A 10,972-nucleotide genomic window follows, 5' to 3' on the forward strand; every position below is an offset into this window, starting at 1 on the left:
CGGGCTTGTAAACTTTTATTAAAATCCCCAGGTGATAACAGTTACCGTTAGGGCTTTATAATTTCTCAATCAATTTGAAATAAAAAAATCCAGCATTTTGCTAAATGCTTCTTGTTCTGATTTTGCATCATACTTAGAGGAATAAGGATCACTGAATCCGTGTTTCCCAGTAAATTTATATGCTTTAATTTTCTTTTTCTCCAAAGCCAATACTAACTAATCAACATTAAAAGATTGCTCTTCCTGCGGAAAAAATAGCATGGCAGGACTCCGGGGTGTTATCTCTAAATAGTCTCTAATCCTTGAACCGTAGTATCCAACTACGCCATCAACACAATCTTCCTCGCTGCACAGCCAGGCAACAGTTGCACCTATACTAAATCCAATGATATATATTGTTTCGTATTCATCTTTAACATCCAATAATAAATCTTTGACTTTACGTGCCGCTCTATCGAAACCAACATGTTCCATAAAGTGACGATAAGCGGCTTCCTCTTGAGAATAATCAAAAGGCATCTCTCGCTCTAGTAAATTGGGGCATATCACTTCAAAGTTCTGCTTGGTTAATAATTCGCAAAAATTCTTTATATGTTGATTTATTCCATAGATTTCGTGGATTACGAGAATTAAAGAATTAGCATTACTATCATAACTATGACCCTTATTCTCCATATTTCTTCTCCCATTCATTTTTACACTTTATTCCATCAAAAGGTATTCTACATTAATATGATTTAATCCTCCATCCTCTAAACACCCTTTTAGATCAAAAAAGAGCCGCCTATTTGGCAGCCCGACTTTAAGCAATGCACCATTATGACATTAAACACACGCTTCATATTCTCTTTTGATATTATGAATGATCGTCTGAACAGGCAAAATCTCGTTGATTTCATGGACTCTTGCACCCGCAAATACGAGACCATTCTCACAGTCCCCCTCCATGGATGTGACCAGAGAATCCAATGTGCAAAAGCGGTAGGAGCAGTTTTTCAGGCAATCGATGCATTTCTTGATTTTCACCTTTTTATTGTCAGATATTTGTTCAGTAAAGTTATTCTTAATGGCACGACCCTCCAAACCTACGGTGGTTTTCACCATAACGATATCTTCCTGTTTGGCATGTACATATTTTTCCTTGAAGGATAGGGGGGCATCACATTCGTGAGTTGCGACAAATCTGGTTCCCATTTGAACACCGGAAGCCCCGATACGAATGGCATGCGCAATATCTTCTCCTGTCAGGATTCCCCCTGCAGCTATGACAGGAATCTTAACAGCTTCCACCACTTCCGGTAAAATATCGAATAACGGTCTTTCGGTCCCTAAATGCCCTCCTGCCTCATTGCCCTCTACGACAACCGCAGAAGCACCCAGCCGCTCTGACATTTTGGCAAGCCTTGCAGATGACACAATCGAAATCACCGGTGTGCCGGATTCTTTGCCCCAATTGTACATATCCCTTGAAATTCCTGCACCTGAAATAATGAAATCCACCTTTTCCTCAATGGCGGCCTTCATTTTTTCAGCAAAATCATTCATGGCAAATAGAACATTCACCCCAATATAGCCCTCACCCTTGATAGCTGCCCTGGCCTTTCGTATATGCAGCCTTAACTCTTCTATGCTAATTCCTGTCCCTGAAATAATTCCAATCCCCCCGGCATTCGCAACAGCTGATGCCAGGCCGCTTAACGAAATACCAACGCCCATTCCACCCTGCATGATGGGAAACTCAGGCGTCATATGACCGATTTTTAATTGTGGAAATTTCAAAAGAACTACCCCATTTCATCGCCAATTTATTTCTTCTCCATTATTGTGCGAATGGGGTTAATTGAATAGTGACAAACATAATACCTGGTACTAAAATCAGGTGATATTTTTGCATTATTCACATAATGTTCAAGAATTGCATCAGGAATCATCACCGCTATCCCGGACTATTCAAAAGTTCCTGATACAGTTGACCGCTGCAACATAACTAAATAAAATGAAAACATCCCAAATTGGAGGTTTTTGTTTGTTGAACTTATGTTTAGAGCTGGAGAAGTAACACTTTCTCCATGAGAAAGTGCCATTTATATTGAAACTTTATCATTATATAAAGAACAGGAGACTATAAATGGATATCATAATACGACAAGAACTCCCTGCAGACTATGACATGACTGAAGAAATGGTAAAAGAAGCTTTTTTACATGAAGATTACAGCGACAAAAAAGAACATTTTCTTGTCAAAAGGCTTAGAAATTCAGATGCTTTCATTCCAGAGCTTTCTTTGGTCGCGCTGAATCCTGCTAAAGAGATTGTGGGCCATATTCTTTTATCTAAAATCAAAATATCGGATGGTGAGAAAGCAGCAGATTCTCTTGCCCTTGCCCCACTTTCTGTTCGTCCCGGTTATCAAGGGAAAGGCATCGGGAGCCAATTGATACTCACTGCTCTTAACAAGGCAAAAGAGGCCGGATATCAATCCGTAATCGTTCTGGGCCATAAAGATTACTATCCAAAGTTCGGCTTTAAGCCAGCCAGCCTTTGGAATATCCAAGCCCCGTTTGAAGTGCCTGATGAAGTATTCATGGCTCTGGAGTTAACAGAGAATGCACTTAAAAATGCTGCCGGTGTTGTTCATTATTCAAAAGCTTTTTCAGAATAAAAGGCTGGATAAAAAAAGAGCTGCCGATCAAGCTTGAACTATACCCCGGATAGCGGACACTGATAAAAAAGTGCCCCTATCTGGGGTTTTTTGTGTTTCAATAGATTTAATGAATATGGGCGGAGGATTAACATGAGTAAGAATATTTATAATGAATTTCAAATTAAAGAGCTTGAAAAGAATCCTAATGTTTTATGCGCTTCTGAAAGGTCAATCTCCTATAGTCCTGAGTTTAAGCTAAAAGCAGTTACGGATTATAAAAATGGAAAAGCACCGTCGCAAATCTTTATTGAACAGGGCTTCGACCTGGACATGATCGGTAAGAAACAACCCCAGCGTTGTCTTAAACGTTGGAGGGATTCATATGAAAGGTTTGGAAAGGAAGGTTTCCTTACGGAACGTAGAGGCAAAGGGAGTACCGGGCGTCCTTCTTTAAAGCAACTTTCCGTAGAAGAGAAATTAAAAAAAGCTGAAGCAAGAATTAAATTCCTTGAGGCAGAGAATGACTTCTTAAAAAAGCTGGAAGAGTTAGAAAGGCAGGCGTTGAAGAAGAAACGATATTAACGGCAGCTGAGAAGTTTTCGCTGATCGAGAAAACAATCAGAATTCATCAGTTAAATAAAGTTGTTTCCTACCTGTGTGAACTGGCAGGTGTCAGTCGAAGTGGCTACTATGATTGGTTGAAGGCTGCACCATTGCGGGCACAACGTGACGATCAGGATGAATTGGACATAGAGTTAATCCGAGAAATTTTCATAAGCAAAAGAGAAAAAGTAGGTGCCCTCCAGATTAAAATGGTTATGGAGAATGAGTATTCAGCTGTAATGAACCACAAGAAGATTAGACGTTTAATGGCAAAATATAATCTTGTAGCTAAGATAAGGAAAGCCAATCCATATCGTAAGATGGCTAAGGCAACTCAGGAACATCGAACCTGCCCTAACCTTCTTGACCGTGAATTCAATCAGGAAGTGCCAGGAAAAGTTCTGCTTACTGATATTACTTATCTTTATTATGGAAAGGGCCAAAAAGCATATTTATCCTGCGTAAAGGACGGAGCTACAAAAGAAATTCTTGCCTACTACCTTTCCACGTCTTTAGAGATGGATATTGTTTATAAAACGTTAAAAAAGTTAAAGACAGCTGTTGGCAACCACTTTCATCCAGAGGCCATATTGCATTCTGACCAAGGAATGCACTACACGCATCCTCTATTCCAAAGCAAAGTAAAAAGGCTTGGCCTAACTCAGTCAATGTCCCGAAAGGGAAACTGTTGGGATAACGCACCAATGGAAAGTTTCTTTGGACATTTTAAAGACTTATCAGAGTATAAATCACTTGATAATATAAAGGATGTAAAGAAAGAAGTAGATCGTGTAATCGAAGAATATAATCATCATCGTTATCAATGGGGCTTAAATAAAATGACCCCGGCACAATACCGGGGTCACTTATTAGCTGCATAGCGCTTTTTTATAAACTGTCCGTAAATGGGGGTACAGTTCAGCTTGTTGATCGGCAGCTCTTTTACCTATTCGTTGATCAGGGCATCGGAACTTATTCTGTAAATTCCCAAGCAGGATTCCAAACCACTTCCCACAAGTGTCCATCCGGGTCTTGAAAATATCCAGAATACCCACCCCAAAAAGTCTCGTGGGCTTGAACCGTAATAACGGCACCCGCACTCTCTGCCTGTTTCATTACCATATCTACCTCTTCTTTACTCCCAACATTATGCCCAATCGTAAATTCAGTTGGGCTTTTTCCAGTCTGATTCATATTGGTATCATGAGCGATATCCTTTCGATTCCAAATTGCCAGTTTTAATCCAGATTGCAGATCAAAAAATGCCACAGCACCATGTTCGAATTCTCTTCCTACTATGCCCAGTGTTGGAAGCCCAAGACCATTTTGATAGAAATGTAAGGACCTTTCTAAATCATCTACACCTAATGTGATAACTGAAATCCGCGGTTTCATATAAGACCTCCCAATAAACTTGCAAATCTTTGCGAAGAAAAGATCATAAAGCATCATCATTCATTTATATCGTAAATCAATTCATCAAATAACTCCCCATCCACATAAAGCAAAATAGCCCATTCTCCCTTTTTAGGAAATTTAACAGATGATGGTGTATGAGCATCCGCCCCGTTAATTGGACCATAAGCACGAATGGTCCATCCCATGCCATTTGTTAAAATGGGATGAACTGTCTGCGATTCTTTATGAAAGCCAACGATAGTCAAGTCTGCATTCTCAACGCCCCATAAATGCCACATCCACTTTTGGCCGTTTAAACTGGGCATGTCAGCGCCAATCACACCGGACTTGTTTTCATTTCCGATTATGCCCCTGTCGCCGAACTCCACAGCTTTTCTCTCCCAATCAATAGTGTCAAAATCGCTCTCTTGAACAAAATCCGGTATGTCCTCCGGCAGCGTAATTGAAGCGCCCTGCCTGACCGGAATCTCAATTGAAACAAAGAAAGCTAAGAGGCAGATGGCCAAAGTGGATATGGCAATTATAACGAATTTATGAGGCTTTTTTGGCTTCTCACTTCTATTGGAATGGAGCGCTTTTCTAATATTCATTTTTTGAAATTTCGTAAAGTGCTCGCCCTTATGAGTTGTCGAGTCCATGGCCCGCCGCAGCTGATTAAGCTTGCTCTCCATTATATCCCCGCCTCTCCATCATTTTTTTCAGCTTCATCCTGCCTCTGCTCAATCTCGTTTTGATCGTATTTTGGTTTACTCCTATCAGTCCTTGAATCTCTTCAATCGAGCATTCTTCATAATAATAGAGAGTAACAACTTCCCGGTACTTCACAGGCAAAGACAATACACACAAGGAAAGAAATTCTTCCTCGCTGCGCTTCAGCAGCTCCTTTTCCGGAGGCAATTCCTTCGATGAAAATAAAGAAAACAGGCTCGAATTAAGCACCACTTTCCGAAACGCATGACTCTTCAGGACATCCTTTGATCTATTAATAGACAATCGATAAATCCATGATTTAAAGGAGGTCACTTCATCGATTTTGTCATAATTTTGGTAACTTGTTATGAATACATCCTGAACGATATCTTCCGCGAGCTTCCAGTCCTTCACGTAGTTATAAGCAAGCTTCGTGAGCCGTTCACCGTACTCATCCATTATCATCTCAAGCCAAACTTCACGATCTTCTAATGAATCATCATCCCTGATCCTTCTCACACTCTCCCCACCCCATTATCCCTTTAATGCTAAGACGAATGAGTTGAGTAAAGGTTTCATTTTTTTAAAACCATCTGCCCTTGAACCCCATCCCTAATTGCCTCTTCTAAGACCTGTTTATCCAAAAAGAAAAAGCCACCCGGATTGGCAGCTGCGTTGGTTATTCACTTTCCCTCATTGAAAACAAATAAAGAATTGCAATGATAACAGCAATAATAGAAGTAATAACAGAATATCGGAAAATAGTAAAAAAGAACTCAGGAAATGGTGTGATAATACTTGAAGTCATACCATCAACATCTGTTGTACTTTCGATTCGCTTCATAAAGGCGACCAATAAGAAAAAAGAACCAATAAATGAATAGATTCCTGTTTTCACTATGATTTTCTCCATTAAATCCCCCTAAATTGACTCATTATTTTTTGAAATTCCAGTTTTATAAAATTACTGAAATCCTCCCGTGTCCTTGTTATCTCCCATCAAATAATTAGAGCTTTCTCCTGGCTTTGCGTTCGGATTTGTTGGGGTAAGAGGGTTATTATTGTTTCTCCTGCGTCTCCAATCAATAGCTAAAGCAAATAGTATAATTCCAACAATAAAAATTAATAACCACCACATCATTTTCCACCCCCTGGTTTTATTTTAGGAAAAGGTAAAGAAGCAGCGCAGTCATAATATTGGGCAGACCAATTAATACTGAGCCGATGCTTGTTCTTTTTCGCTTTCGTCTTTCGTCAGGAGAATCTGTTGCTTCAAAACCCGCCCTCATCCGATGGGGACCAGCTAAAGAACCTGACATAAGAATGGACACAGCAATAAACAACAATCCAATGGCTCCTGTCACTAAATACGCTTTACTGAATTCCCAAAAACCAATTGAAAATAAAACACCAGCTATCGCCAAAACGATCCCTAAGGTTAAATGCTTCAACCAAAACCTCCTCCTTTTATAACTATACGACTGAAATCTCTAATTGTTTCAATTTTCTTTCTATTAATGTTCTGTGCGAAGAATGGCCACACAAACTTCCACTTCTAAAAAACCTGTACCCTAATTCATATACTTCGCAACTAACAAATAACACCTTTCTCTTGTCAGACTTGCCAGGGAAGCCACATATTCCAATTGCTCCATTGAACCCCCTTTGTATTTTAGGGAAGAATTTTTAGCCGTTTCATCTCTTTGCTGGATCCATTTCCGCTGTTCTTCTCTTAGTTGGTCCATCTGATCATTTTCAAGCTGTTCTTCCAGCAACCCATAGATTTTGTTTAATTCGTCATCCCACGTTCTATATCTTTCTTCCTCCTGTTCCACCATTTCTGAGGTCGTTGTCTTGGCTTCTGCGTTTCTGTCCGCATCTTCCATTTTGTTTAGCTTCTTAAGATATTCATCTTTACTGCTCTCGTGACTTTCATTTTTATCAATTGCCTCAACATCATTTGAAGCTTCAGCTGAATTGTCTTTGTCATGGGACTGTGTAGTATTACTGCTGCCGTCAGATTTTTCTTCCTCAATTCCCTGTGATCCATCAGGCGCCTTTTCCGTTGTTTCGATATCTTCTTCTTGAGCAGAGCTGTTACTGGATGGCTGGCTGCTCGATTCTTCAGATGAGTTCCCACAAGCAGCCAATACTCCTGACAAGGCTATTGTTAACAGTACTGCCAAAAACCTTTTATTGTTTTCCACTGTTCTTACTCCCCTTCTCTTTTGACAAAATGTCTGTATTTATTCGCTCAAACCAATCTTATCATTATTTATAGAAAATTATCCCATTTAGAAATCAAGGACGAAAAAAGGAGCTCCGCTTCGGAACTCCTTTCTAGAAACACACTGGCTACAATTAAGCCTTAGCGATAGGAAAGAAGGCAAACTGCTGCCACACTTCATAGATTCTTTTCTTCCGCATACCATTCAAGCGCCTTCTGTTCCATCTCTTTCACAAACACCTTTTTCGCCTGGCTATAATCAGTCGTGTCATCAAACCTTTGAGCCAATTCTTCCTTAAAATTCGTATACCTTTCCGCTTCATCGGTATGGGTCCGCAGATAATCTCTAAAGATAAGATGCCGTTCTATTTGGGGGTTATCAGATTGATAGACATGTATATGATGAGTTCGATTTTCCCCGCCTTTACGAAATAATCTTCTCCCTGTAATGCCCCATTCCCCGGCAGAGTCGTATCCAAGCTTCTTCATCTTTTCAGTAAATTCATCAATCTTCTCGATGTTTCTCACAATACACATCATATCGATTACAGGCTTTGCCTTCATCCCCCGGACTGCAGTGCTCCCAAAATGTTCACATTTAATGATTTCATCTTCAAAGATTGATTTTAAAAATTGAACCTCATTTTGATACATAAGGGCCCAATCATCGCTAAATGCAGTAAGTCGAACCTTCATTTAAAAACCTCCGTTGATAAGCTTCATTGGTTACATATTCCATAGTGATAATCGTTTACCTGCTGATGAGCAAACATCCTTTGACTGTTTTCTTATATAATTGATTTAAAAAGCGGATCCTTTAAACACCCTTTAAACGACTGCAATATCTATATGAATCATAAGGGATACGAAAATTTGGAAGTCCACTCTGGTAAAGGATATGTATATTCTTTATATGGAAGCTGCTTCAAATACTGGCGGTATAATTGAATATCGCCTTTACAGTTATACTGCCGCACCTTTTACTCTGAAAATTATGGAGGATGTGTTTTAACTTGAGAGACCGTCATCATTTAATACTTTGGATTATAATCATTCTGGTGCCGATAATTGTATTTATAAAAACGAACAATTGGGAAAATGCGATTATGGCTTTTTTAGGAGGAGTAATTTTTTATCTTCTTTACGGATTGTCTTGGTTCCGCCGAAATCAGAAAAGGCAAGTGGATTCGGAAATTTGGAAGATCAGCAAACTTTCGGATGAGCAATTAGAGGATTTCACCATCCCCCTTTTAACTAAATTAGGGTATACAATAACAAAGCCAAATGATGATAACCCGGATATAAGTTTTTTACTGACCCTTCCAACAGGCAATCAAGCGATTGTAAAAGTCAAAAGCCATAAAAGAGAAATAGGAATTCGTCTTGTCCAGAAAACTTTAAAACAAATGGATATTTATGAAGCTGGTGAATGCTGGGTTATCACAAACGAGCGTTTCACCCGGCAAGCAATTGAATATGCTAAAGCAAACAATACCCGCTTATGCGATCGGGAACAATTCATAGACTGGATACTAAAAGCGAAAAAAGGGGAGCAAGTCCGGGGATAGAATTCTTGATACTCGTAGACACCTTAAAAATAGGCCGCCTCATTGAGGCGGCCTAAGACACATTCCCGCTTTAGTAAGCCCGGGCAAACCAAACCGTATGCTTCGCTTCTTTTCCACAATGGATGCAAGTATCTTTCGTTGCCGGCGGGTTGAACGGGATGTTCCGTGTCGTGAATTTCGTTTTTTCTTTTACACTTTCTTCACAGGTGTCATCACCACACCATCCGGCTAAGATCCAGCCTGGGATGGCATCATTTTGTTCAGATTGTGCAATGTGCTGTTCTAATTGCTCGATTGTATCGATATGTGTGTGCGAATTCTCAGCGCGGAATTCTTTTGCTTTTTCTAATAGACGAGTCTGCATGGTTTCAAGCTCATTTTTGATGCTTTCAATAATCGAATCAAGCGATACAGCCACTTTGTCGCCAAGATCACGCGCCTTCATTAAGCATTGATTTTGGTCTAAATCACGTGGGCCAAGCTCTATGCGGACAGGCACGCCTTTTAGCTCCCACTCATTAAATTTATAGCCTGGTGATTGATCGGAATCATCAAGGCGTACACGGATTCCTTCTGCCTTTAATGCAGCAAACACTTCATCTAATTTCTCCATTATCGCAGGGTTCTTTTTCCATGGTCCGACTGGAATCAGCACGACTTGAGTCGGTGCTACTCTTGGAGGCAGAACAAGGCCTTGTTCATCACCATGAACCATGATGACAGAGCCGATTAAACGTGTGGATGTACCCCATGATGTTGTATGGACAAAAGTATGTTTATTTTCTTTGTTCAAATATTTGATATCAAATGCTTCCGCAAACTTTGTGCCCAAGTAATGGGACGTTCCCGCCTGTACCGCTTTTCCATCCTTCATCATCGCTTCAATGGAGAACGTATCAACCGCACCTGCAAAACGCTCGGATGGTGTTTTTTGCCCATCATACACTGGAATGGCAAGCAAGCCTTCTACCACTTCTTTATAGATCTCCAGCATCTGCATTGTTTCCTTGCGCGCATCTTCTTCGTCAACATGAGCTGTATGGCCTTCCTGCCATAAAAATTCTGATGTGCGGATGAAAGGAAGAGTTTTCTTCTCCCAGCGAAATACATTCGCCCATTGATTGATTAAGACCGGCAGATCCCGGTAGCTTTTAATCCAATCGGAATACAAATGTCCAATCATTGTTTCAGAAGTTGGGCGCAGTGCCAGACGCTCCTCAAGCTTCTCTCCTGCCGCTTCTGTGATCCACGGAAGCTCCGGCGAAAATCCTTCAATGTGATCCTTTTCCTTTTGAAAAAAGTTCTCCGGAATCAGCATCGGGAAATAGGCATTGCGGTGGCCGGTTTCCTTAAAACGCTTATCCATCTCAGCCTGAATATGCTCCCAAATTTCATAGCCATCAGGCTTAAAGGCGATACACCCGCGAACAGGGGTGTAATCAAATAAATCTGCTTTTTGTATCGTTTCCAGATACCATTTTGTAAAGTTGTTGGTGTTTTGAGACATCTTCTTTTCCTCCTGAAAATATTTTTAAGAATAAAAAAAGCATAAAGAGTCCTTCAAAAGGACGTCTTTATGCTAGTAGACGCGGTACCACCTTAGTTCGGCTTTACAAAAACTAAAGCCCTCTAATCGTTAATAACGAAACGACCCGGTTAGCTTTTTCCTAACATCTCCGTGGCAGGTTTCAATAAGGAGCGGTGATATAGCTCTCAGCCCAGGCTATATTTTCTGTTTCACAATCCTTATTTACTTGATCACATCATTGATTACATATATATGATAATATACCAACTTGTGTTGAGTAATTCAATACAGTC

At 40.2% G+C, this 10,972-nt stretch carries 13 protein-coding genes, 1 pseudogene and 1 other annotated feature; of the genes and pseudogenes, 3 read left to right on the forward strand and 11 right to left on the reverse strand.

Features of this window, described 5'->3' with window-relative positions:
* Nucleotides 1-69: 69 nt before the first annotated feature.
* A pseudogene (locus tag LLY41_RS20075) lies at nucleotides 70-675 on the reverse strand (dienelactone hydrolase family protein).
* Between the two features lie 150 nt (nucleotides 676-825).
* Nucleotides 826-1,779: an NAD(P)H-dependent flavin oxidoreductase gene (locus tag LLY41_RS20080; RefSeq protein ID WP_304586392.1), complete on the reverse strand. Its 954-nt coding sequence runs from the start codon at nucleotides 1,777-1,779 to the stop codon at nucleotides 826-828.
* Nucleotides 1,780-2,128: 349 nt separating this feature from the next.
* On the opposite strand from LLY41_RS20080, the gene LLY41_RS20085 reads away from it, so the two are divergent.
* Both LLY41_RS20085 and LLY41_RS20090 read left to right on the forward strand, forming a co-directional pair.
* Nucleotides 2,129-2,662: a GNAT family N-acetyltransferase gene (locus tag LLY41_RS20085; protein ID WP_304586394.1), complete on the forward strand. Its 534-nt coding sequence runs from the start codon at nucleotides 2,129-2,131 to the stop codon at nucleotides 2,660-2,662.
* A 132-nt stretch (nucleotides 2,663-2,794) separates the two neighbouring features.
* Nucleotides 2,795-4,128 (forward strand): IS3 family transposase gene (locus LLY41_RS20090; RefSeq protein WP_252219584.1). Its coding sequence is split into 2 segments (ribosomal slippage): nucleotides 2,795-3,167 and nucleotides 3,167-4,128, totalling 1,335 coding nucleotides; the frame shifts between segments, so codons are not numbered across the junction.
* 91 nt (nucleotides 4,129-4,219) lie between these two features.
* Here LLY41_RS20090 and LLY41_RS20095 read toward each other — a convergent pair.
* The 8 genes from LLY41_RS20095 to LLY41_RS20130 all read right to left on the reverse strand — a co-directional run bounded on the left by LLY41_RS20095 (nucleotide 4,220) and on the right by LLY41_RS20130 (nucleotide 8,279).
* Nucleotides 4,220-4,642 carry a VOC family protein gene (locus LLY41_RS20095; protein ID WP_095244140.1) on the reverse strand — a complete coding sequence of 141 codons (423 nt, stop codon included), beginning with the start codon at nucleotides 4,640-4,642 and terminating at the stop codon, nucleotides 4,220-4,222.
* A gap of 56 nt (nucleotides 4,643-4,698) precedes the next feature.
* Nucleotides 4,699-5,337, reverse strand: coding sequence for a DUF4871 domain-containing protein (locus LLY41_RS20100; protein ID WP_095244139.1), 639 nt, complete (start codon nucleotides 5,335-5,337; stop codon nucleotides 4,699-4,701).
* On the reverse strand, nucleotides 5,321-5,875 hold the full coding sequence (locus LLY41_RS20105; protein ID WP_304586396.1) for a sigma-70 family RNA polymerase sigma factor: 555 nt from the start codon (nucleotides 5,873-5,875) through the stop codon (nucleotides 5,321-5,323). Before LLY41_RS20105 ends, LLY41_RS20100 begins: the two co-directional genes overlap by 17 nt.
* Before the next feature lie 160 nt (nucleotides 5,876-6,035).
* Nucleotides 6,036-6,269, reverse strand: a complete 234-nt coding sequence (locus tag LLY41_RS20110; RefSeq protein ID WP_095244137.1) for a hypothetical protein — start codon at nucleotides 6,267-6,269, stop codon at nucleotides 6,036-6,038.
* Between the two features lie 51 nt (nucleotides 6,270-6,320).
* Nucleotides 6,321-6,497, reverse strand: a complete 177-nt coding sequence (locus LLY41_RS20115) for a hypothetical protein (protein ID WP_304586398.1) — start codon at nucleotides 6,495-6,497, stop codon at nucleotides 6,321-6,323.
* Between the two features lie 16 nt (nucleotides 6,498-6,513).
* Nucleotides 6,514-6,807 carry a DUF5316 family protein gene (locus LLY41_RS20120; RefSeq protein ID WP_304586400.1) on the reverse strand — a complete coding sequence of 98 codons (294 nt, stop codon included), beginning with the start codon at nucleotides 6,805-6,807 and terminating at the stop codon, nucleotides 6,514-6,516.
* 120 nt (nucleotides 6,808-6,927) lie between these two features.
* On the reverse strand, nucleotides 6,928-7,563 hold the full coding sequence (locus LLY41_RS20125) for a lysozyme inhibitor LprI family protein (RefSeq protein ID WP_304586401.1): 636 nt from the start codon (nucleotides 7,561-7,563) through the stop codon (nucleotides 6,928-6,930).
* A 197-nt stretch (nucleotides 7,564-7,760) separates the two neighbouring features.
* Complete coding sequence (locus LLY41_RS20130) at nucleotides 7,761-8,279, reverse strand: GrpB family protein (protein ID WP_304586403.1); 519 nt, start codon at nucleotides 8,277-8,279, stop codon at nucleotides 7,761-7,763.
* 317 nt (nucleotides 8,280-8,596) lie between these two features.
* Between LLY41_RS20130 and LLY41_RS20135 the strand changes: the two genes are divergently transcribed.
* Nucleotides 8,597-9,151, forward strand: coding sequence for a restriction endonuclease (locus tag LLY41_RS20135; RefSeq protein ID WP_304586405.1), 555 nt, complete (start codon nucleotides 8,597-8,599; stop codon nucleotides 9,149-9,151).
* A 70-nt stretch (nucleotides 9,152-9,221) separates the two neighbouring features.
* Here the strand turns inward: LLY41_RS20135 and proS are convergent, their stop codons facing one another.
* On the reverse strand, nucleotides 9,222-10,658 hold the full coding sequence (gene proS / locus LLY41_RS20140) for a proline--tRNA ligase (RefSeq protein WP_304586406.1): 1,437 nt from the start codon (nucleotides 10,656-10,658) through the stop codon (nucleotides 9,222-9,224).
* A 54-nt stretch (nucleotides 10,659-10,712) separates the two neighbouring features.
* Nucleotides 10,713-10,927 (reverse strand) — a binding site (T-box leader).
* Nucleotides 10,928-10,972: the final 45 nt, after the last annotated feature.

Origin of the sequence: Cytobacillus firmus (genome assembly GCF_023612095.1) — a bacterium.
In the GTDB taxonomy this organism is placed as follows: Bacteria; Bacillota; Bacilli; order Bacillales; family Cytobacillaceae; genus Cytobacillus.